Below are 22,125 nucleotides of genomic sequence, written 5' to 3' on the forward strand. Positions count from 1 at the left end.
CCTTTGTAAAACTTGCAGTTGTAATATAAATTCTTAATGGATTTAAATTTCGAAACATTTGAAATCGTAAATTCATGTTTAGGAATTGATTTATCTTTTTCAAAAACGACAGAATATTTTCATACTATTAAAAACGAAAATGATTTACGCTATTTAGTCGATGGAAAAAAAGATACTACTCAATTAGAATCCTATACTCAAGTATTTGATGACAAACATGGTTTTATTAATAATCTCAGTATTCTAGATTTATTATTTAATGAAGGAAGATATGCTGTTGATTATTTGAAAAAGCAAACTTTATAAATACTATTTGTCTTTCTTTTTCAATTCTAATCTTGTAGAAATCGGAAAGTGATCACTATTAAAAAAAGAATCAAATGACTGGTATTGTTTCACTGCGAATTCTTTTTCAACTAATAAATAATCTATTCGTGCTGGATAATATTTAAAATTATAGGTTTTACCAAAACCTGAACCTGCTTCTTCAAACGAATCTTTTAAATCGTTTTTAATTAATCTATAAACATATGAAAAAGCACTATTATTCATGTCACCACAAATAATTTTTGGCAATTTACAATCCTCTACATTTTTCCTAATTAATTCTGCTTGCTGTTGTTGTTCTGTGAAAGCTTCACTAATTCTTTTGAAAATAAATTTTGATTTTGCCTCATCAATTTTCTCATTTATATCTGTACTAATTTTTACAGATTGCATGTGCATACTATACACTCTAATCGTATCTTTTTTCTTTAAAACATCTACATAAATCACTTTATTAGAGGAATGTGGGAATGCAATTTCTCCTTCATTTATTATTTTAAATTTAGAAAAAATAGCTTGACCATATTTGTTTTTCCTTCCTTCTACGTTAATGTAATTATATTTGTATTGACTAAAATTGATTGCCTCAACAGGAGAAAATTCTTGAATACATAATATTTCTGGATTTTCTTGAGCTATAAATTTATTAATTTCTTTTGGCACATCTTTTTTGGGCAACCATTCATACAAATTGAATAACCGTACATTATAACTCATTATAACAAAGTCGTTTTCTGATTCTGGCAAATTAGTTTCAGAAAATTTATATAGCTTATTAATGAATGTTATCCCTAATAACAATACAATTCCAGAAATGAAAGTGTATTTTTTTAATTGAAGTAACCAATAAACAAAAAACAGAAAATTCAGAATTAATAGAAGAGGCAAAACCAAGGTAAACACACTTAACAAAGGAAATAATTTGGGTGCTAAAAAAGGTAAAACATAAGCAAGTATTGTAACTATAACTAGTACAATATTTAAAAAACGCATAATTTTACTTAACCATGTTTGGTTCTTCATCCTTACTTATTTTCCAAGTTTAAAAAGAAATTCTTTTTCTTCTTTTGTCAAACTATCATAACCTGATTTACTTATTTTATCCAAAATATCATCAACTTTTTTCTGCTCAACATCTGTTTTAGGAGCTTTAGAAAGGTTTGATGCAGCTTTATTTACATGAACTTTTGAAAAAGGTGTTTTCTTTTTTAAAGGTCTTTTAAAAGATAAATTAGAAAAAGGTTTGGCTAAATCTGTACCTCTCTTTAACAAAAATACGTATAAGAAACCGAAAAAAGCTCCAGAAAGATGAACAATATGTCCACCCGTATTTACCAACAATAATTGCAGAATATCTATGAAAAGAATTAAAGCCGTTACATGCCACAATTTTATTCTTCCAATCAAAGGAATTTGTAAAATATAATAAGGTGAATAAGCTGTTGCTGCAACTAATAAAGTCATAATAGCACCACTTGCTCCAACAACTGGAATTCTTATTCCTAAAAAATAATAAATTGTAACAAATACCAATCCACCAAAAACTCCTCCAAGTAAATAAACTACTAAGTATTGTTTTTCAGTAAAAAATGTAAGGAAAAATCGGCTTACAAAATGCAACATCAGCATATTAAACAATAGATGAATAAATCCTGAATGCACAAACAAATAAGAAATCAATGTCCATGGTTTTGTTAGTACATCTGAAAATGAAGAATACAAAGCAACCCAACTAGGAAAAGAAAAATCACCCGATTTAAAATTATAAAAGAAAATAATAGTCAACAAAAATAAGCCTATGTTCCAAAAAATAAGTTTTTGAACAATACCGTTATTTGTATATTGATTTTTTAAATCTTGGAAAATATTCATGTATTTATATTCTGAAATCTAATTATCCTTATCTATCCCAACGGTTATCGTTAAATTGATTTTTCTTCCAATACCACATCATTATGAAACCACATAATGCACCACCTAAATGAGCAAAATGAGCAATTCCTGTGCCACCATCACCAAAAAGCGAATTCCCTTTTAATCCTAAAACTAAATCAATAACTAAAATTCCAGGAACAAAATATTTGGCTTTTATCGGAACTGGAATAAACATCAAAGCTAACTCAGCATTTGGATATAAAAAAGCAAACGCAACTAATAAGCCATATATTGCACCAGAAGCACCAACAGCTGTTCCATAAAATACACTTGAAAAGGAATTAAATTGTTCTTGAGAAATTATTCCATCAAACGAATTGAATTTTTGTGTATTCATTGCTTCTAAAATCGTTGATTTAGACAAACCACCGTCTAATAAGGGTTGAATAGCTTCATGAAATTGATAATAATTAAAAGCAGAATATAATACGGCTGAACCTAAACCACAAGAAATGTAGAAAAAGATAAACTTCTTTGCACCCCATCTATGTTCTAAAGCACTTCCGAAAGAATACAGAGCAAACATATTAAAAGCAATATGCATTAAACCTCCATGCATAAACATAGAAGTTAATGGTTGCCATAGCTTAAATTTATCGCTTTCAAAATAATGCAAAGCTAATAAATCATATGAAGCAGGTACAAATTGGCTTCCTATGAAAAATAAAACGTTAATTATCAACAGCTGTTTCACTGTTTCGGTGATGTTCATCATAAAGAAAATCGTTTATCTAAATCATCCGTTGTTATTGTGATGAATGTTGGTTTATGAAAAGGTGAAATATTTGGATCTTTACAAGCAAACATAGCATTGACCATGTTGTCTATTTCTAACTGTGTTAAATAAGTTCCTGTTTTTATTGCTAAACTATTTGCCATAGATTTAGCTATGCTATCATTTTGCGAAAAACTACTTTGTGGAAAATCTTGTTGCAAGTCGTTAACTAAATCATCTAACAAACTAGGCACTTTTCCTTCTTGAACATTGGTCGGAATTCCTGAAAAAATAACGGTTTCTTTTGTGAATTTATCGAATACAAAACCTGTATGTTCTAATTGAACTTTTAATTCTTTTAGCAATTCTAGTTCGTGTGATGACATTATAATTGACAAAGGAAACAACAATTGCTGACTATTTCCTTTTAATATAGTAATATTTGTCAAAAATTGTTCATACAAAATACGCTGGTGAGCTTTGCGTTGATCAATAATTAATAAACCTGATTTTATTGGACTTATGATATATTTTTTCTGTAATTGATAGTTTTTTTGAACTACTGAATCTACTTCTACATCATCAAATAATGAAGTAGCGACTTCGTCCGCTTCATAGTGATTGCTTTTAGATTGAAATTCATCGGTCAATCCAACATACAAACTTTCCCAATTAGCCGTTTCTTTTTTTTGGTAAACTTGACGGACAGGCTTATCATCAGATTTTTTAAACGGATTAAAAGTTGTGTCAAATTCAACTACTGGAATATCTGCTTCTTTTTTAGAATATTCATAAGGTGTATCTAAATTAGAATCCCGTTCAAAATCTAAAATTGGAGACACATTAAACTGACCCAAACTATGCTTAATACTAGCTCTTAGAATTGCATAAATAGATTGCTCATCATCAAACTTAATTTCTGTTTTTGTTGGATGAATATTAATATCAATGGTATGTTTTGGTACATCAAAATATAAAAAATAAGAAGGTTGTGTTCCTTCTTTTAATAAACCATCATAAGCATTCATAATCGCATGATGCAAGTAACCACTTTTTATATATCTATCGTTAACAAATAGAAATTGTTCCCCTCTATTTTTTTTGGCGAATTCAGGTTTTGAAACAAATCCGTGAATTGCAACTATATCTGTATTTTCAGTTACAGGAACTAATTTTTCGTTGGTTTTTCCTGCAAAAAGATTTACAATACGTTGTCTATAATTTGAAATGGGTAAGTTTAAATATTCTACTCCATTGTGATATAAAATGAAACAAATATTTGGATGAGCCAAAGCTACACGCTGAAACTCGTCTACAATATGCCTAAATTCTACTGTATCTGATTTAAGAAAATTTCTTCGGGCTGGAATATTATAAAATAAATTTTTGACCGAAAAAGAAGTTCCAGTTGGAGACACAACAACATCTTGTGACGTAAATTTACTTCCTTCAATTATTATATGTGTTCCTAATTCTTCAGTTGCTAGTTTCGTTTTTAATTCAACATGGGCAATAGCAGCAATTGAAGCTAAAGCTTCACCACGAAACCCTTTGGTATGTAAATCAAATAAATCTTCTGCATTTTTTATTTTTGAAGTAGCATGGCGATCAAAACACATTCTTGCATCGATAATATTCATACCAGAACCATTATCAATTACTTGAATTAAGGTTTTTCCAGCGTCTTTTATTATTAATTTTATTTCTGTAGCATTAGCATCTACTGCATTTTCAATCAATTCTTTGACTACAGAAGCAGGTCGTTGAACAACTTCTCCAGCGGCAATTTGATTGGCAACATGATCAGGTAATAGTTTTATTTTTGCTGACATTTAATATAAATCAATATTTAGCGAACGTAAAATGAAGTAACAAATTAAGATTAAAACACCAGCTATTATTGCTATTCTAAAACTACTAGACCTTGAAGAATGCATTTTACTTTCTGCATGCCAACCCGTTCTAAAAGAAATACGCTTTTCTGTATCTCTCAATAATCGTCTATTTTCAAGTCTTTGTTCTCTTTGTTCTTTTTGTTCATCATAATAACGAGGTTGATAATCGAACCTTCTATGAGAATGAAGCCTTAACAATGATTTAATAAACATAGCATTTTTTGTTATTTAAATAATAATCAAATTTACAGAATTATTAGCTAAAAGCCATAAAAAAACCTACTCAAATGAGTAGGTTAACTATTTTTTAAGTAAAATTTAACCCAAAGTTACCATTTTAATAGCTGCAATGGCTGCTTCCACACCTTTGTTTCCGTGCTTTCCACCGCTTCTATCTAATGATTGTTGTTTGTTGTTGTCTGTTAAAAGACAAAATATCGTAGGAACATCGTACATCAAGTTTAAATCTTTTATTCCTTGTGTAACTCCTTCACAAACATATTCAAAATGCATTGTTTCTCCTTTAATTAGAGATCCAATTACAATTACAACATCAACTTCTGATTCTTCGTGCATTTTTTTTGCTCCAAAAATTAATTCAAAGCTTCCTGGCACATTCCATCTTACAATGTTTTCTGACAATGCACCACAGTCTACTAGTGTCTCAAAAGCACCTTTAAAAAGACCTTCTGTTACATCATCGTTCCATTCTGAAACAACAATCCCAAACCGAAAATCTTTCACGTTTGGGATTGTGTTTTTATCGTAATTAGATAAATTTTTATTTTCTGTTGCCATATTTATTCAACTCTTGCAATGTATCCGTCAATATTTGCAGCTTCTGAAGAAGTGCTATATTTTTCTTTAATTGTTTTAAAAGACTTTAAAGCTGCTTCTTTTTTACCATTCATCATAGCTAATAAGCCATGTTTCATAAAGTAACGAGGAGAAGTAAAATCATTATCAGAAGCTTCAGCTGCTTTTAAATAATATGAAAGTGCATCATCAACTTTTTTCAATTCAGAAAATGAATCACCGATAGCTCCTAAAGCAATTGGTTTTAACATTTCATCATCAGAAGAAAATTTTTCTAAATGCTCAACTGCATTTTTATAATCTTTTAAGTTTAAATAAGACATCCCAGCATAATACTGAGCCAAGTTAGCTGACTTAGTTCCAGAATATTCCGAAATAATTCCTTCAAATCCTAACTTTCCTTCACCACCTTTTAAGGCTAGATTAAATAATGAATCTGGAGTAGCTTGTGCCTCAACTGCTTGCTTAAAATATTGTTGTGCTTGAAACATTTCGTTCACCGCTTTTTCTTCATTTGGCTCAACAATAAATCTATCGTAAGCAAAATATGCGACTAATAAAAGAATTATTGCTCCAACAATTCCCATTATTAATTTTTGGTTCTTAACAACCCAGTCTTCAGCTTTGTTAGCTTGAACGTCTAAGGTTTCAAAAACTTCTGCAGTAGTACTATCACCATCAAAAGTTCCATCTATTTCATTTGTTGCATCATCTGCAATATCTTTCGGTTTAGGTGCTTTATATCCTCTTTTGTTATACGTTGCCATTTATTTTAATTTAATGAGGTGCAAAAATATAACTTTTATTGAATTAGCCATAAAAAATTTAAGAAAATTAAAAACATTCTCACTATTATTATTCCATAATTTACACTTAAATTTGTGCTTTGCAATTTTTTCACCTCTAAAACCTTAAATTTACTAGTGTTTTTAAAATCCATTTCCTTACTTAATTACAAGAACATAACTGACCTGCAATATGACTTTGATACCAAAATCAATAGTTTTGTTGGGAAAAATGGTGTTGGAAAAACAAATATTTTAGATGCTATTTATCATTTGGCCTATGGGAAAAGTTATTTTAATCCATCAGCAAGTCAAAATATAAAGCATGGTGAGGAGTTTTTTGTTATAGATGGAATATTCGAAAAAGAAAATAAGGAAGAAAAAGTAGTTTGTAGTCTAAAAAAAGGCCAAAAGAAAACTATAAAACGCAACGGAAAAATATATGAAAAACTTTCTGAACATATAGGTTTTATTCCTTTAGTGATTATTTCTCCCTCTGATTCTGACTTAATAACTGAAGGCAGCGAAACCAGGAGAAAGTTTATTGATAGTGTAATTTCTATTTTAGATAGTTCATATTTAAATGAATTAATTCGCTACCAAAAAATCGTATCCCAAAGAAATGCCTTGTTGAAGTATTTTGCTTTAAATCATGTTTTTGATGCAGATAATTTAGCTATTTATGATGAACCAATGTCAATTATTGGCTTAAAAATTTTTAATAAAAGAAAACAATTTTTAGATAGTTTTATTCCGATTTTTCAAAAACACCATCAAACCATAACAGATTCTGCAGAAGAAGTACAACTAAAATACGAAAGTCAATTGTTTGAAAATTCGTTAGAAAACTTATTGAAAAATAATTTACCCAAAGACAAAGCCATACAATATACTTCGGTCGGAATACACAAAGATGATTTATCCTTTGAAATTGATGGTTTTCCTATTAAAAAATTCGGATCACAAGGACAACAAAAATCATTTTTAATAGCTTTAAAACTTGCTCAATTTGAATTTATCAAAGAAAAAAGTGGCGTATTACCCATTCTGTTATTTGATGATATTTTTGACAAATTAGATGAGACTCGAGTTCAAAAAATAGTTTCTATGGTAAATAATGATGTTTTTGGACAAATTTTCATCACAGACACACACGAGCAGAGAACAGAAACGATTATTCAATCTACTCTTCAATCGTATAAGATTTTTAAACTTTAAGTTGATATTATTATTGAATAATAAATCTTATTTTTGCGTCTTAATTTTTACATATGAATTTTAAGTCAAATTTTCAATTAAAAGCATACAATACATTTGGTATTTCAGCTCAAGCAAAAGAGTTTGTTGCCGTTTCAAACACAACTGAATTGGCTTCAGTTTTAAAAACTAATCAAAATATTTTTGTTCTTGGTGGCGGAAGCAATATGCTTTTGACTCAAAATATTGAAAAATTAGTAGTTCATGTAAATTTAAAAGGAATAGAAGTCGTAAAAGAAGACGAAAACTTTGCATGGATAAGAGCACAAGCTGGAGAAAATTGGCATGAATTTGTACTTTGGTGTATTGAAAATGGTTTTGGTGGAATAGAAAATCTATCACTAATACCGGGAAATGTTGGCACTACTCCAATTCAGAATATTGGTGCTTATGGAATTGAAATTAAAGATACTTTTGATAGTTGCACTGCTATGGAAATTTTAACTCAAAGCATAAAATCATTTGATAAAGAAACTTGTCGTTTTGGCTACAGAGAAAGCATCTTCAAAAATGAATTAAAAAATCAATATATAATTACAGACGTAACATTCAAACTAACGAAGAAGAATCATAAAATCAATACTTCTTATGGAGCAATTGATATTGAATTAGAAAAAAACAACATTACAAATCCGACCATTAAAGATGTTAGTAATGCAGTGATTTCAATAAGACAAAGTAAATTACCAAACCCAAAAGAACTTGGAAATAGTGGAAGTTTCTTTAAAAATCCAATTATTCTGAAAGCTGCTTATGATATTATCAAAAAAAATCATCCGGAAATGCCTCATTATAAAGTTTCAGAAACTGAAGTTAAAGTTCCGGCTGGTTGGTTAATTGAACAAGCAGGTTTTAAAGGAAAACGCTTTGGTGACGCTGGAATTCATAAAAATCAAGCTTTAGTATTAGTGAATTATGGCAATGCAACTGGACAAGAAATTTTAGCAGTTTCAAAAAACATTCAGCAAACTATTTTAAACATTTTTGGAATTTACATTGAAGCAGAAGTGAATGTGATTTAGAATAAATTCCAATATAAAAATTCCAAATTCCAAGTTTATACAAAAATTCTGAATTCTGAATTCTAAATTCTAAATTTCTACCTATCTTTGCAACAAATAAAAATTACATAAAAAGATGAAACTTATTTTAATTACCATAGTATTATTAGCCCTAGCATTTGCTGGAATTGCTATTAAAATTTGGGCGAAAAAAGACGGAAAATTTGCTGGAACATGTGCTAGTCAAAGTCCTTTTTTAAATAAAGATGGAGAAAATTGTGGTTTTTGCGGAAAAACTCAAGAAGAAATGAAAGACTGTAAAGAAACAAGTCATACCTAATTTTATTTTAATGGAAATGATTTTATTCATTTTGCTTTATATTTTAATAGCAATAGTTCTCATTCAATTTGTTTATTATGTCGTAATTTTTGGTCAATTCTCATTTGCCAAAATCCAAACTATTTCATCAAAAAAAATTCCCGTTTCTGTTATTGTTTGCGCAAAAAACGAAGCTGAAAACGTAAAGAAATTTTTTCCTTTATTGATTAATCAAAATTATACTGATTACGAAATCGTTTTAATTGATGATGCTTCAGGTGATGAGACTTTAGATATTTTTGAAGAATACGAGAAACAATATCCAAATGTAAAATTAGTCAAAGTTGAAAATAACGAAGCCTTTTGGGGAAACAAAAAATTCGCATTAACACTAGGAATTAAAGCTGCAACAAAAGAATACTTAGTCTTTATTGATGCAGATTGTTATCCAAATTCTCAGGATTGGTTGCAGCAAATTACTGCACAATTCACAATGAAAAAAACTATTGTTTTAGGTTATGGCGGTTATGATAAAATTAAAAATTCGTTTTTAAATAAAGTTATTCGTTACGAAACTTTATTGACGGCAGTTCAATATTTCTCTTGGGCAAAAGTGGGAAAACCTTACATGGGAGTTGGTCGAAATTTAGCTTATAAAAAATCTGTTTTCTTTGACAACAATGGTTTTATTGATCACATGAAGGTAAGATCTGGAGATGATGATTTATTTATCAACCAAGTAGCTAATAAAGAAAATACAGCTCTTGTTTACACACCTAAAAGTTTTACCTATTCAACTCCAAGAACTACCTATAAAGACTGGTTTAACCAAAAAAGAAGACACGTAACTACCGCCAAATTATACAAATCATTTGACAAATTTCAACTAGGATTATATTTTCTTTCTCAATTATTATTCTTTGTTTTAGCAATTTTTTTGTTAGCGTTTCAATTTCAATGGATGATTGTTTTAGGGATAGTTTTTTTTAGATATATTTTCTGTTGGATTTCATTAGGTTATGGAGCTGGAAAATTAAATGAAAAAGATGTAATGTATTGGTATCCAATTATAGAATTAGTGCTTATATTTACACATGTCAACATATTTTTAACTAATATTTTCTCAAAACCAGTACATTGGAAGTAACATCAGCTATCATACAAAACAATATTGAAAAAGCAAAAACTGGTGACCAAATTGCCTTTACTTTTTTGCTAGATTTCTATTGGAATGAAGTCTATGGTTTTATGATAAAACGAACTGAAAATGAAACAGATACCGAAGATATTGTTATAGAAACATTTGCAAAAGCTTTTGATAAAATTACCAACTATAATGCTGAATATGGTTTTAATACTTGGTTAATAGCAATTGCTAAAAATGTTCATATTGATATGCTTCGAAAAAAGAAATCATCTTTGTTTGTTAATAACGATGATGAAAATAACAGTTATGCCAATTCTATAGCTGATGACTCTCCAACAGCAGAAGATGAATTAATTATTGAACAAAATTTAGCACAATTATTACTGTGCATAAAAGAGTTAAAACCTGCTTATCAAGAAGTTATTCAAATGCGTTATTTTCAAGAAATGAGCTATCAAGACATGGCTGACCAATTAGAAGAGCCTTTAAATAACATAAAAATCAAATTACTACGGGGTAAAAAATTGTTAGCAGAAATTATTAGGAAGAAATAAGAATTTCTAAAGCTAAAATAAAACACTAGAATAATTTCAATCCGTTTTTTATACATTTTGTGAAATATTTAATAATTGATAATTGAATTTTACAATTGAATTTTGCAATTGAAATTGTATCTTTGCTTTTCAAATTTTAAGCAAATGAACAGCGCTATAGAAAATGTATTTCCACCAAGAGAACCAAAACCAAAATGGCTTCGTGTAAAACTTCCGACAGGAAAAAAATACACTGAACTCCGTAGTTTGGTTGATAAATATAAACTAAATACTATTTGCGCATCCGGAAGTTGCCCAAACATGGGAGAATGTTGGGGTGAAGGAACTGCAACTTTTATGATTTTAGGAAATATTTGTACGCGTTCTTGTGGCTTTTGTGGTGTCAAAACGGGTCGTCCAGAAGATGTAGATTGGGATGAACCTGAAAAAGTAGCTCGATCTATTAAGTTAATGAGCATCAAACATGCCGTAATTACTAGTGTAGATAGAGATGATATTAAAGACATGGGTTCCATCATTTGGGCTGAAACAGTAAAAGCTATTCGCAGAATGAATCCAACCACAACTTTAGAGACACTTATTCCTGATTTTCAAGGAAACACTAGAAATATTGACAGAATCGTTGAAGTTGCGCCAGAAGTTGTTTCCCATAATATGGAAACAGTAAAACGTTTAACTCGTGAAGTTCGTATACAAGCGAAATATGATAGAAGTTTAGAGGTTTTACGTTACTTAAAAGAACAAGGAATCAAAAGAACTAAATCTGGAATTATGCTAGGTTTAGGTGAAACCGAAGAAGAAGTCATCGAAGTTTTACACGATCTAGCAAATGCTAAAGTAGACATTGTAACTATTGGACAATATCTGCAACCCTCAAAAAAACACTTGCCTGTTAAAGAATTCATCACTCCAGAACAATTTGAAAAGTACGAAAAAATCGGAAAAGAACTTGGCTTTAGACATGTTGAAAGCGGTGCTTTAGTTCGCTCATCCTATCACGCAGAAAAACATATTTTATAAAAGAGGTTAAAAGGTTATGAGTTTAAAAGATTAAAAGTCAAGTGCTACAATAAACATAAAACCTTTTAAACTCAAAACCTTTTAAACATTTACCCTAAAAAACCACAAAAAAAAATGAAAACACGCATTGCAATTAATGGTTTTGGAAGAATAGGTCGAAATGTTTTTCGCTTATTATTAAATCATCCTACAATAGAAGTTATTGCCATTAATGATATTGCCGATACAAAAACCATGAGTCATTTAATCAAATATGACAGTATTCATGGTGTTTTAAAAGAAAAAATATCTCATACTTCAAATTCGATTGTCATCAATGATAAATCTTATCTGTTTTTCAATGAAAAAGAAATTAAAAATCTAGATTGGAAATCTTTAAATATTGATGTAGTAATTGAAGCTACTGGAAAATTTAAAACTTCAGAATTATTAAACAAACACATTTTAGCTGGAGCCAAAAAAGTAATTTTATCTGTTCCTCCAGAAGATGAAACCATAAAAACAGTTGTTCTTGGTGTAAACGAACACATCTTAGATGGTTCCGAAACTATAGTTTCAAACGCGAGTTGCACTACTAATAATGCTGCTCCAATGCTTAAAATCATGCAAGAATTGTGTGGAATTGAACAAGCTTACATTACTACAATTCACTCCTACACAACAGACCAAAGCCTACATGATCAACCTCATAAAGATTTGAGAAGAGCAAGAGGTGCATCACAATCAATTGTTCCAACAACGACTGGTGCTGCTAAGGCTTTGACTAAAATATTTCCTCAATTAGAAGGTAAAATTGGTGGTTGTGGAATTCGTGTTCCTGTTCCAGATGGTTCTTTAACTGATATTACTCTAAATGTAAAAAGAAAAGTAACTATCGAAGAAATTAACACCGCTTTTAAAAATGCTTCTTTTAGTAATTTAAAAGGAATTTTAGACTACACAGAAGATCCAATTGTTTCTGTTGATATAATTGGCAATACAAATTCATGCCTTTTTGATGCTCAATTAACTTCGGTTATTGACAATATGGTTAAGATAGTTGGTTGGTATGACAATGAAATTGGTTATTCGTCGAGAATTATTGATTTGATAACTTTTATAGAAAAATAATTCATATATTTCCTTTATAATAAACTATATATGAAAAGGTTAATTCTTTTTGTTTTTATTTTTTTTAGCCTTAATGCTAATACAAAAACTATTGTAACATTTATATCTTCCCCAGATATAAATACAATTAAAACAACTTTAATAGAAACAAAAACAACTAATAAAATCAATATTAGTTCAGAAAATAATCTTCCGAAAAAAAATATTTCTGAAAATGACAAAACAGAACATTTTAACAAATTAGTAAACCTTTTAAGCATTTCTTTGGTTGCAATATTATCTCTTTTAAGTTTATCATTATATAAAAACAACACAATTGAATTTAAAAGCCACAATCTTTTAAAAGAAAAAAATAAGGAATTAGAACGAGAAAAGGAAAAGTCAGAAAAAGCAATTAAAGCCAAAAGTGATTTCTTAGCAACTATAAGTCATGAACTTAGAACTCCTTTAAATGCAATTAATATTATCTCCGAAATATTAATTAATGAAGAACCAAAAGAAAGTCAAATGGAAAATTTAATTTCCCTAAAAATTTCGACCGGTCATTTGATGAACTTAATTAATGATGTACTTCAAATTAATAAGATTGAGTCTCCAAATTTAATAACAGAAGAAATAGAATTTAATCTTAGAAAAAAAATTATAAATATTGACAAATCGCTTTATGAAATTGCAAAATTAAATAATGTAACGTGTAAGATAATTATTGACGATAAAATTCCTAGAAAAGTTATTGGTGATCCAACTAAACTAACCCAAATTTTAATTAATTTAATTTCAAATGCTATAAAATTCAGCAGCAATGGAACAGTAACCACTAATTTAAAAATAAGTAAAATAACAGATCAAGAAGTAACCATAAAATTTGAAATAATTGATAATGGAATGGGAATTTCCAAAGACAAACAAGAATTAATTTTTGAAAACTTTACGCAAGGTTCAACTGAAATAAATAGAAAATTTGGAGGAACAGGTTTAGGTTTAACTATTGTGAAAAAATTATTGGAACATTTAGGAAGTTCAATAAATTTAAATAGTGAAGAAAATATTGGCAGTAATTTTAATTTCGAACTTGCTTTTAAAATTGCTAAAGATGAATTTGAACCAATTTATGAAATTGACTATTCGATTTTGGAAAATAAAAACTTCTTATTAGTTGAAGATAATAATATTACACAAATAGTCACAAGAAAACTCATTGAAAAACATAATGCCTATTGCACTGTTGCTTCAAACGGCAAAGAAGCTTTAAAATTATCAAACCAAAATAACTATGATATTATAATCATGGATATCAACCTACCTGACATAAATGGAGATAAGATTTCTGAAAAAATAAGAGAATTCAATACTACAACACCAATTATTGCTTTTACGGCAATTTCAATTGAAGGTGAAGAGTGCTTCAAAAACTTAAAATCAAAAGGAATGAATGATTACATAAGTAAACCAACTGATATAAAATTATTTTACAAGACGATAATCAAACAATTAACCGCTAATAATTAAATTCTTGATTAAATTTCTAACATTTGGTTCTGCTTTTTTTGCTGCTTTAAGAACTTCTTCGTGATTAACTTCACCTATATTTTCGACATCACCCATATCTGTAATTACCGAAACTCCAAAGCAATCCATATTCATGTGTTTCGCTACAATTACTTCTGGTACGGTTGACATTCCAACGCAATCACCACCAATAGCTTTTACCATTTTATATTCAGCTAACGTTTCAAAAGTTGGTCCTTGCAAACCTACATAAACTCCTTCTTTAACATCAATATTTAATTCTTTAGCAATTTCTTTTGCTTTTAGAATTAACTTTCTAGAATAAGGCTCACTCATATTTACAAATCGCGGTCCAAAACGTTCATCATTATGACCTCTTAAAGGATGTTCTGGCATCATGTTAATGTGATCCGTGATTATCATAATATCACCTACAACAAAATTTGAATTAACACCACCAGAAGCATTTGACACAATTAACTTTTGCAAGCCTAAATATTTCATTACACGAACCGGAAAAGTAACTTCTTGCATAGCATATCCTTCATAAAAATGAAATCTACCTTGCATCGCCATTACTTTTTTCGAACCAATTGATCCAAATAATAAAGCTCCTTTATGACCTTCAACCGTTGAAACTGGAAAATTAGGAATGTCTTTATAAGCTAAAGTATACTCAATTTGAATATCTTCTGAAAAATTTCCTAAACCTGAACCTAATATAACTCCAAAATCGGGTTTAAAATTATTAGTTTTTGACTGAATAAAACTAACGGTTTCTTGGACTTTGTTCCACATAATTATTTATTGTTTTATCAAAATGAGTACTAGCATTTAAAAATCGCGATTGAATCGGTAAATAATAAAGTTGTTCTTTTGGCAACTTATCTTTCAATCTTACATAATCCTTTTCGGTTGTAATGATTTTATTTTTTTTTGCTTTATTTAAAATTGAATTTATATCTCTTTCTTCAAAATTGTGATGGTCAGAAAAAATCATTGTTTCACTTGATTTGGCTTCTAAAAAATCAAAAAATGGTTTTGGCTTTGCAATTCCGGCAACTACAACTTTTTCTTCCTCTTTAATTTCATTTACCGAAAGTTGTCCTGATTCATTATATACATTCACATCATAAGAAATTGTAGTAAAGTAAATAGGTTGCAGAACTTTCAATTTATCTTTAATTTTCTTTTGTACAAGTTCGTCTATATTGTTAGGACATTTAGTGACAATTATCATATCAGCACGATTTTTTCCAAAACTTGTTTCGCGTAAATTCCCGAAAGGCAAAATAAAATCATCACAAAATAAATCGTCGTAAGCAGTTAATAAAATATAAAATCCAGCTTTAACTTTCCTATGCTGATAAGCATCATCTAATAAAATTAGGTTTGGTTTTTTATCTAATTCTAATAAAATCTTAATTCCTTCTACTCTATTTTCATCAACAGCCACTATTATTTTTGGATATTTTGAAAAAAACTGAAAAGGTTCATCACCAAGTGTATTCGCATTCGCATTATGATCTGCTAAAACAAAACCTGTTGTACTTCTTTTATAGCCACGACTTAAAGTTGCTACTTGATATTTACTCGACAATAATCGAATTAAATATTCAATTTGAGGTGATTTTCCTGTGCCACCAACACTTAAATTTCCAACTGCAATAATCGGAATATCAAAGGATTCACTTTTAAACATTCCTATATCATATAGAAAATTTCTAATAAAAGTCACAAGCCAATAGATTAAGGCAACCGGAAAAAGTAGTTTTCGAAAAATATTCATAGCACGAAAATACACTTTTTTTGCATCTAATTTTTATCTTGAAATGATTATTCGTTACTTTGTTAAACAAAAATTACATTCAAATGAAAATCAAAGACACACTTGCAATCCTTGAAAAAATGGCTCCACTAGGTTATGCCGAAAGTTTTGACAATGTAGGTTTACTAGTTGGTGACGAAAATGCAAATCTTACTGGAATTTTAGTTTGTCACGATGCATTAGAAGTTGTCATTGATGAAGCTATTGCTAACAAATGTAATTTGGTGGTATGTTTTCATCCTATTCTTTTTGGAGGTTTAAAAAAAATTATAGGCAAAAACTATGTAGAAAGAGCTGTTATTAAAGCTATTAAAAAAGATATTGCTATTTATGCTGTTCACACTGCTTTAGATAATCATAAAGATGGAGTTAATAAAATATTTTGTGATGCTTTAGGAATAGAAAATTCAAAAGTATTAATTCCAAAAGAGAATTATATTCAAAAATTAGTGACTTATACGGTTTCTGATAATGCTGAAAAATTAAGAAATTCTTTATTTGACGCTGGTGCTGGAAATATAGGAAATTATGAAGATTGCAGTTTCAGCAGTCAAGGCATCGGAACATACATGGGAAATGAAAATAGCAACCCAGAAGTTGGTTCTCGATTTGAATTTGTAGAAGCTAAAGAAATCAAAATTGAAGTCACATTTGAAAAACATTTGCAATCAAAAATCATAAAAGCTTTATTTTCAAATCATGTGTATGAAGAAGTGGCTTATGAAATTTATAACATCGAAAACAAACATCAAAATATAGGTTTAGGAAGAGTTGGCTCGCTAAAAAATGCTCTTTCAGAATCAGATTTCTTACAATTAATTAGAGAAAAACTAGATTGCAAAGGTATAAGACATAGTAAACTTTTAGGAAAACCTATTAAAAAAGTTGCTGTTCTTGGTGGATCAGGAAGTTATGCTATAAAGAACGCTATTGCCTCTGGAGCAGACGCTTATCTTACAGCAGATTTAAAATACCATCAATTTTATGAAGCTGAAAATCACCTTTTATTGGCCGATATTGGCCATTTTGAAAGTGAAAGATTTACAAAAAACTATATTGTTGATTATCTTAAAGAAAAAATCACTAATTTTGCAATCATTTTATCACAAGAAAATACAAATCCAGTTAAGTACTTTTAAAATATGGCAGCTACTAAAGAATTAAACGTTGAAGACAAATTAAGAGCATTATATGCTTTACAACTAATCGATTCTAAAATTGATGAAATCAGAAATGTTAGAGGTGAATTACCTTTAGAAGTTGAAGATTTAGAAGATGAAGTTACAGGATTAACTACTCGTTTAGATAAGTTAAAAGCTGACTTGGAAAGCATTGATGAAAAGATTAAAGAAAAGAAAAACGCAATTGATGAACATAAAGCATCAATTAAAAAATATTTAGAACAACAAAAGAATGTTCGTAACAATAGAGAATTCAACTCTTTAGCTAAAGAAATGGAATTTCAAGAATTAGAAATTCAATTGGCCGAAAAGCATATTAAGGAAATGAAAGCTTCTTTAGAACACAAAAAAGAAGTAATCGGTCAATCTAAAGAGCGTTTAGAATCTAAACAAACGCACTTAAAACATAAAAAATCTGAATTAAACGATATATTATCTGAAACTGAAAAAGAAGAAACGTTCTTAACTAAAAAATCAGAAGAATATCAAAAACAAATAGAAGAAAGATTGTTAAACGCTTACAATAGAATTAGATCTAGTGTAAGAAACGGAATGGCAGTTGTTTCTATCGAACGTGGTGCTTCTGCAGGATCTTTTTTTACAATTCCACCACAAACTCAAATGGAAATTGCTGGTAGAAAGAAAATCATCACTGATGAACACAGTGGTAGAATTTTAGTTGACAGTATGTTAGCTGAAGAAGAAAGAGAAAAAATGGAAAAGCTTTTTGCTAAAATGTAATATGAATCCCGATGAAAATCGGGATTTTTTTTTGCTTTTATTTTTGATTATAGATTAGCATTTTTAAAAACACATAGAATAACATGAAATTTTTGGTCTTTTAACTTCTAACAGTTTAAACTAATTTTTCATTTTATACTAAATTCTAAATAATCTTGAAGCTTTAGAAATTCATAATTCATAATTCTATTTCATATCTTTGTCGTATGGAAGAAAATGAAACACGAATTAATAAATTTTTATCAGAATCTGGGTATTGTTCTCGCAGAGAAGCCGATAAGTTAATCGATCAAGGAAGAGTTACAATAAATGGAGTTGTGCCAGAAATGGGAACTAAAATAACTTCAAAAGACGAAGTTCGTGTCGATGGTGTTATGATTAATGAAAATACTGAAAAACGTATTTATTTAGCTTTTAACAAACCTGTTGGAATTGAATGCACAACTAATCAAAGTGTGCGTGATAATATTGTTGATTATGTCAATTATCCAGAACGTATTTTTCCTATTGGACGTTTAGACAAAGCCAGCGAGGGATTGATTTTCATGACCAATGATGGTGATATTGTCAATAAAATTCTTCGCGCCAGAAACAACCACGAAAAAGAATATATTGTAACTGTAAACAAAACAATTACAGAACGTTTTATCCAAAGAATGGGTAACGGAATTCCGATTTTAGAAACTTTAACACGAAAATGTAAAGTAGAACAAATTAGTAAAACCGTTTTTCGAATAATTTTAACGCAAGGGTTAAACCGTCAAATTCGTAGAATGTGTGAATATTTAGATTACGACGTTGTTGCCCTAAAACGAACTCGTATCATTAATATTTCATTAGACGTTCCTGTTGGAAAATACAGAGATTTAACTGAATCTGAAATCACACAACTAAATGAATTAATCGAACCTTCAAGCAAAACAGAAGAAGCTAGTTTACCAAAAGTTGACAGAAGTATACCCGGACAAAGAGCAACTCCTAATAAGACTTTTAAGAAGAAATAATTAATGCTTCCTTCAACTATCAAAAGAAAAATAATGAAAGAAAATAAAATGCTAAATTACATTAAAGAAGTACTAAAAAATATGCCTACTGGCTGGTTAAATATAACAACTCATAGATTAGATATTTATGATGAAAAAGCAGCCAAAACTCAATTTTTAGACCAGTTTGAAACCTTATACAATAACAATAATTCTGACTCATCAGCACTAAATGAGTTACCTACTGCTTATGATTATATTCGCTTAGGCCATCCTTTATCATGTGTGCTAGAATGGGGAATTGCTAACTTAAACAATCTAAAATCAGAAAATGTAATTAGTTTCTCATCAATGACAGTTCCTGTTTTAGCTGTTCTAAGAAAAAATTTATTAGACCATAAAAATACCCAAATTATTTATACGGATGAATTACCTGCTTTTTTTGATGCTGAAATAGTAAAAACCATTTATGGCTATACTTTTGATTTAAAGAAAATTGAAAACACAGAAGCAATTCCAGCTTTTAATGGTAGTACTATTTTAATTTCAAATGAAGAAAAATTTGGTGTAATTAACATTCCAACTGGAGTTGATTTTCTTGTAAGTCTTTATAACAACTTAGGAAGTGTTTTGGTTGTAAACGGAGCGCAAAATGAAAATTATATTTCAGACATTCAGCATGTAAGAAGAAGAGAAACCATTGCGATGACACCAGATGATTCTCTTTCAGCTTTGAAGCTTCTTGTATCTCAAGCTACTGTTAATACTACAACTAGAAATATTGAAGCCGACAAAAAAGCGGTCTTAAATTCAATTAAAAAGATTACAAATACAAACACAAAACCATTAGTTGCTTCAAGTGGATTATCAATTCAGTATGCAATTTTAATGGGATTAATTCACGATGCAATAGAGAAACATAAAGGGAAAGCGATCAAAATTATCGTTCCTCCTAATTGTTATGGTGGAACAAATGACCAAGCAAGACGTGTTGCAGCTTGTATTGATAATGTTGAAATAGTAGATTTACTAGTAGATGGTGACAATGACATGGTCCAAAGTATAAACACTGTTTTAACTCAAATTGCAAATGAAGATGCAGTTCCATACATCATTGCTGAGATTCCAACAAACCCAAGAGTCGAAGTTCCTAATCTTATAGATTTAAAAAATGTTTTAAGTCAAGAACGCAAAACTACTAAAGGCACAATTGCCATCGATCCTGTTTTTATTTTAGATCAAACTTTTTGTCCTAATGTACACTTTCTAGGAGAAGAAGACATACTTGCAACGGTTAGAACGATTTCATTTGCAAGTGGATCGAAATTTCCAAGTGGCGGACAATGTACTGCTGGTTACTGTGTAGGGAATAAAAAAACAGCTGCTTTGATGAAAAAAATAGCCATACATCTAGATCTTTGTGATAATGAAGCTACAGCGCTTCAATATGAGATATTAGCCAAACAATTGCCTTCAATGAATCAAAGAATTATTGATGCTTATAAAAACACTCGTGATTTTGTAAACTTTATCAACGCTACTTTGCCTGAAGCCAAAATAAATTTTGTTTCAGAGGAATTAGCCGAACAAGGATTTACACCTTCAGTGTTTTCATTAGATCTTCCTACAAAAGGAAATACTGATGCAGAAAAAGAAACTTATAAAAGAGCCTTAAATCTTAAATTAATCCATTTAATGATTACCGAAATTCCTAACGAAAGTAAATTCTGTGTAAGTTACGGACAGTTAAAAGGTTGTTATTGGACGATACCAGCAACATCTACTCAAGGAACTACAAAAGAAGGTGACAAAGATTATATTGTTCGTGCATCACTTTCTCCTAATTTAGATCTTGAACTTCACAAAAAAGTATTTTTAAAGTTTGTTGAAAGTATTTGAAATTAGTTTACAATACATAAAATAGAATTGGTATACAGAAAGCTAAAAAATTACTTCTAAAAAAAGTTTTATTTTAATGGTTTGGACTTTGTTTTTTCCTTCTTTAAAATCACTACGATTCAAAATTTTGTCTATATTTGTTATGCTTGTGATTAATATACCACAATTTATAGCATAAACTGCAAGCAAACATTAAGATAATAAAGACAAAAGAACCATGAAAAAACTAATCAAATTAAGTTTCTTTTTATCAATACTAATTTTACCTTTTATTTCTGCTCAAGCACAAACGGTGGTAAAATCTGTTCCTATTTTTGAAAATGGTGAGGCACAAATTGTTCCTGAATTTAAAGATTCTGAAAAATGGATTAGACATGATCTTTGGGTAGAAACAACTTTTGACACTGATGGTGATGGTAAAAAAGACCGAATGTATGTTGATGTCACTAGACCTATTCAAACTGATACTGAAGGATTAAAACTTCCTGTAATTTATGAATCAAGCCCCTATTATTCTGGTGTTGCACCAGATGTAGAAGGTGGTTTTTGGGATGTAAATCATGAATTAGGAGAAATAGGAAAAGAACGTGTTCATGCAGAAGTGGTTAGAACAGGTAAACGTCCTATTATATCAAACTCACAAGTCTCAACTTGGTTGCCTCGAGGTTTTATTGTGGTTCATTCTTGTTCTCCTGGAACAGGTTTGTCTCAAGGATCTCCAACAGTTGGAGGTGAAAACGAATCTTTAGCTCCAAAAGCAGTAGTAGATTGGTTAAACGGACGTGCAAAAGGATATACAACACCTGATGGAAACGAAAAAGTTAAGGCTTATTGGACTACTGGAAAGGTAGGCATGACAGGAACTTCATATAATGGAACTATTCCACTTGCAGCGGCTACAACAGGAGTAAAAGGATTAGAAGTTATCATCCCAGTTGCTCCAAATACATCTTATTATCATTATTATCGTTCTAACGGATTAGTGCGCTCACCTGGAGGTTATTTAGGAGAAGATGTAGATGTTTTATATGATTTTATTCACAGTGGCGATGAATCTAAACGTGCTTATAGTAATGCTGTAATTCGTGATACCGAAATGAAAA

22 protein-coding genes and 1 pseudogene are annotated in these 22,125 nt (G+C 29.6%); 14 read left to right on the forward strand and 9 right to left on the reverse strand.

All coding sequences use genetic code 11. The annotated features are described in order from the left end of the window. Window positions 1-24 precede the first annotated feature (24 nt). Window positions 25-306, forward strand: a pseudogene (locus AACZ53_RS06990) (WbqC family protein); the annotation flags it as partial. 3 nt (window positions 307-309) lie between these two features. Here AACZ53_RS06990 and AACZ53_RS06995 read toward each other — a convergent pair. The 7 genes from AACZ53_RS06995 to AACZ53_RS07025 all read right to left on the reverse strand — a co-directional run bounded on the left by AACZ53_RS06995 (window position 310) and on the right by AACZ53_RS07025 (window position 6,455). Beyond that, a complete protein-coding gene (locus AACZ53_RS06995; protein WP_339836333.1) occupies window positions 310-1,350 on the reverse strand; it encodes an endonuclease/exonuclease/phosphatase family protein in 1,041 nt (346 codons plus the stop codon). A gap of 6 nt (window positions 1,351-1,356) precedes the next feature. After that, on the reverse strand, window positions 1,357-2,199 hold the full coding sequence (locus AACZ53_RS07000; protein ID WP_339836335.1) for a rhomboid family intramembrane serine protease: 843 nt from the start codon (window positions 2,197-2,199) through the stop codon (window positions 1,357-1,359). Between the two features lie 28 nt (window positions 2,200-2,227). Next, window positions 2,228-2,977: a rhomboid family intramembrane serine protease gene (locus AACZ53_RS07005; RefSeq protein ID WP_339836337.1), complete on the reverse strand. Its 750-nt coding sequence runs from the start codon at window positions 2,975-2,977 to the stop codon at window positions 2,228-2,230. Beyond that, window positions 2,974-4,809, reverse strand: coding sequence for a DNA mismatch repair endonuclease MutL (gene mutL / locus AACZ53_RS07010; protein ID WP_339836339.1), 1,836 nt, complete (start codon window positions 4,807-4,809; stop codon window positions 2,974-2,976). The genes AACZ53_RS07005 and mutL overlap by 4 nt, the downstream gene beginning before the upstream one ends. Next, window positions 4,810-5,085, reverse strand: coding sequence for a hypothetical protein (locus AACZ53_RS07015; RefSeq protein ID WP_339836341.1), 276 nt, complete (start codon window positions 5,083-5,085; stop codon window positions 4,810-4,812). Window positions 5,086-5,190: 105 nt separating this feature from the next. Then, a complete protein-coding gene (gene ribH, locus AACZ53_RS07020; RefSeq protein WP_339836344.1) occupies window positions 5,191-5,670 on the reverse strand; it encodes a 6,7-dimethyl-8-ribityllumazine synthase in 480 nt (159 codons plus the stop codon). Between the two features lie 2 nt (window positions 5,671-5,672). Further along, window positions 5,673-6,455 (reverse strand): tetratricopeptide repeat protein, encoded by a 783-nt coding sequence (locus AACZ53_RS07025; RefSeq protein WP_339836346.1) that lies wholly within the window; start codon window positions 6,453-6,455, stop codon window positions 5,673-5,675. Between the two features lie 156 nt (window positions 6,456-6,611). Here AACZ53_RS07025 and recF point away from each other — a divergent pair, with 156 nt between their 5' ends. The 8 genes from recF to AACZ53_RS07065 all read left to right on the forward strand — a co-directional run bounded on the left by recF (window position 6,612) and on the right by AACZ53_RS07065 (window position 14,390). Further along, complete coding sequence (gene recF, locus AACZ53_RS07030; RefSeq protein WP_339836349.1) at window positions 6,612-7,691, forward strand: DNA replication and repair protein RecF; 1,080 nt, start codon at window positions 6,612-6,614, stop codon at window positions 7,689-7,691. 53 nt (window positions 7,692-7,744) lie between these two features. Beyond that, on the forward strand, window positions 7,745-8,752 hold the full coding sequence (gene murB, locus AACZ53_RS07035) for a UDP-N-acetylmuramate dehydrogenase (protein ID WP_339836352.1): 1,008 nt from the start codon (window positions 7,745-7,747) through the stop codon (window positions 8,750-8,752). 115 nt (window positions 8,753-8,867) lie between these two features. Next, complete coding sequence (locus AACZ53_RS07040) at window positions 8,868-9,071, forward strand: membrane or secreted protein (RefSeq protein ID WP_339836355.1); 204 nt, start codon at window positions 8,868-8,870, stop codon at window positions 9,069-9,071. 10 nt (window positions 9,072-9,081) lie between these two features. Beyond that, a complete protein-coding gene (locus AACZ53_RS07045; RefSeq protein ID WP_339836358.1) occupies window positions 9,082-10,197 on the forward strand; it encodes a glycosyltransferase in 1,116 nt (371 codons plus the stop codon). Further along, window positions 10,188-10,751, forward strand: coding sequence for a sigma-70 family RNA polymerase sigma factor (locus AACZ53_RS07050; protein ID WP_339836361.1), 564 nt, complete (start codon window positions 10,188-10,190; stop codon window positions 10,749-10,751). The genes AACZ53_RS07045 and AACZ53_RS07050 overlap by 10 nt, the downstream gene beginning before the upstream one ends. Before the next feature lie 144 nt (window positions 10,752-10,895). After that, window positions 10,896-11,771 (forward strand): lipoyl synthase, encoded by an 876-nt coding sequence (gene lipA, locus AACZ53_RS07055; RefSeq protein ID WP_339836364.1) that lies wholly within the window; start codon window positions 10,896-10,898, stop codon window positions 11,769-11,771. A gap of 114 nt (window positions 11,772-11,885) precedes the next feature. Then, entirely contained in the window at window positions 11,886-12,881 is a 996-nt protein-coding gene (gap, locus tag AACZ53_RS07060; protein ID WP_339836366.1) for a type I glyceraldehyde-3-phosphate dehydrogenase, read from the forward strand. Between the two features lie 30 nt (window positions 12,882-12,911). Then, window positions 12,912-14,390, forward strand: coding sequence for an ATP-binding protein (locus tag AACZ53_RS07065; protein WP_339836368.1), 1,479 nt, complete (start codon window positions 12,912-12,914; stop codon window positions 14,388-14,390). Here the strand turns inward: AACZ53_RS07065 and AACZ53_RS07070 are convergent. Further along, the gene (locus AACZ53_RS07070; RefSeq protein WP_339836370.1) at window positions 14,373-15,188 is read right to left on the reverse strand and encodes a purine-nucleoside phosphorylase; all 816 of its coding nucleotides are present in this window, start codon (window positions 15,186-15,188) and stop codon (window positions 14,373-14,375) included. The genes AACZ53_RS07065 and AACZ53_RS07070 overlap by 18 nt on opposite strands. Beyond that, entirely contained in the window at window positions 15,160-16,179 is a 1,020-nt protein-coding gene (lpxK, locus tag AACZ53_RS07075; protein ID WP_339836372.1) for a tetraacyldisaccharide 4'-kinase, read from the reverse strand. Before lpxK ends, AACZ53_RS07070 begins: the two co-directional genes overlap by 29 nt. A gap of 83 nt (window positions 16,180-16,262) precedes the next feature. On the opposite strand from lpxK, the gene AACZ53_RS07080 reads away from it, so the two are divergent. The 5 genes from AACZ53_RS07080 to AACZ53_RS07100 all read left to right on the forward strand — a co-directional run. Continuing rightward, window positions 16,263-17,357 carry a Nif3-like dinuclear metal center hexameric protein gene (locus AACZ53_RS07080; RefSeq protein ID WP_339836374.1) on the forward strand — a complete coding sequence of 365 codons (1,095 nt, stop codon included), beginning with the start codon at window positions 16,263-16,265 and terminating at the stop codon, window positions 17,355-17,357. A gap of 3 nt (window positions 17,358-17,360) precedes the next feature. After that, the gene (locus AACZ53_RS07085; protein ID WP_339836377.1) at window positions 17,361-18,140 is read left to right on the forward strand and encodes a C4-type zinc ribbon domain-containing protein; all 780 of its coding nucleotides are present in this window, start codon (window positions 17,361-17,363) and stop codon (window positions 18,138-18,140) included. Between the two features lie 206 nt (window positions 18,141-18,346). Further along, a complete protein-coding gene (gene rluF / locus AACZ53_RS07090; RefSeq protein WP_339836380.1) occupies window positions 18,347-19,144 on the forward strand; it encodes a 23S rRNA pseudouridine(2604) synthase RluF in 798 nt (265 codons plus the stop codon). Window positions 19,145-19,177: 33 nt separating this feature from the next. Then, window positions 19,178-21,022 carry a cystathionine beta-synthase gene (locus AACZ53_RS07095; protein ID WP_339836383.1) on the forward strand — a complete coding sequence of 615 codons (1,845 nt, stop codon included), beginning with the start codon at window positions 19,178-19,180 and terminating at the stop codon, window positions 21,020-21,022. Between the two features lie 217 nt (window positions 21,023-21,239). After that, window positions 21,240-22,125, forward strand: an 886-nt coding sequence (locus AACZ53_RS07100; protein ID WP_339836386.1) for a CocE/NonD family hydrolase, incomplete at its 3' end; no start/stop codon positions are given.

The sequence above is a fragment of the uncultured Flavobacterium sp. genome (genome assembly GCF_963975005.1).
GTDB lineage: Bacteria > Bacteroidota > Bacteroidia > Flavobacteriales > Flavobacteriaceae > Flavobacterium.

Bases quoted from the DNA above. Each gene is read 5' to 3' on its own strand.
- lpxK (WP_339836372.1), bottom strand. From the start codon at position 16,179: ATGAATATTTTTCGAAAACTACTTTTTCCGGTTGCCTTAATCTATTGG.
- AACZ53_RS07070 (WP_339836370.1), bottom strand. From the start codon at position 15,188: ATGTGGAACAAAGTCCAAGAAACCGTTAGTTTTATTCAGTCAAAAACT.
- AACZ53_RS07085 (WP_339836377.1), top strand. From the start codon at position 17,361: ATGGCAGCTACTAAAGAATTAAACGTTGAAGACAAATTAAGAGCATTA.
- ribH (WP_339836344.1), bottom strand. From the start codon at position 5,670: ATGGCAACAGAAAATAAAAATTTATCTAATTACGATAAAAACACAATC.
- murB (WP_339836352.1), top strand. From the start codon at position 7,745: ATGAATTTTAAGTCAAATTTTCAATTAAAAGCATACAATACATTTGGT.
- AACZ53_RS07080 (WP_339836374.1), top strand. From the start codon at position 16,263: ATGAAAATCAAAGACACACTTGCAATCCTTGAAAAAATGGCTCCACTA.
- AACZ53_RS07045 (WP_339836358.1), top strand. From the start codon at position 9,082: ATGGAAATGATTTTATTCATTTTGCTTTATATTTTAATAGCAATAGTT.
- AACZ53_RS06995 (WP_339836333.1), bottom strand. From the start codon at position 1,350: ATGAAGAACCAAACATGGTTAAGTAAAATTATGCGTTTTTTAAATATT.
- AACZ53_RS07095 (WP_339836383.1), top strand. From the start codon at position 19,178: ATGAAAGAAAATAAAATGCTAAATTACATTAAAGAAGTACTAAAAAAT.
- mutL (WP_339836339.1), bottom strand. From the start codon at position 4,809: ATGTCAGCAAAAATAAAACTATTACCTGATCATGTTGCCAATCAAATT.
- rluF (WP_339836380.1), top strand. From the start codon at position 18,347: ATGGAAGAAAATGAAACACGAATTAATAAATTTTTATCAGAATCTGGG.
- AACZ53_RS07025 (WP_339836346.1), bottom strand. From the start codon at position 6,455: ATGGCAACGTATAACAAAAGAGGATATAAAGCACCTAAACCGAAAGAT.
- gap (WP_339836366.1), top strand. From the start codon at position 11,886: ATGAAAACACGCATTGCAATTAATGGTTTTGGAAGAATAGGTCGAAAT.
- AACZ53_RS07065 (WP_339836368.1), top strand. From the start codon at position 12,912: ATGAAAAGGTTAATTCTTTTTGTTTTTATTTTTTTTAGCCTTAATGCT.
- AACZ53_RS07000 (WP_339836335.1), bottom strand. From the start codon at position 2,199: ATGAATATTTTCCAAGATTTAAAAAATCAATATACAAATAACGGTATT.
- AACZ53_RS07040 (WP_339836355.1), top strand. From the start codon at position 8,868: ATGAAACTTATTTTAATTACCATAGTATTATTAGCCCTAGCATTTGCT.
- lipA (WP_339836364.1), top strand. From the start codon at position 10,896: ATGAACAGCGCTATAGAAAATGTATTTCCACCAAGAGAACCAAAACCA.
- AACZ53_RS07005 (WP_339836337.1), bottom strand. From the start codon at position 2,977: ATGATGAACATCACCGAAACAGTGAAACAGCTGTTGATAATTAACGTT.
- AACZ53_RS07015 (WP_339836341.1), bottom strand. From the start codon at position 5,085: ATGTTTATTAAATCATTGTTAAGGCTTCATTCTCATAGAAGGTTCGAT.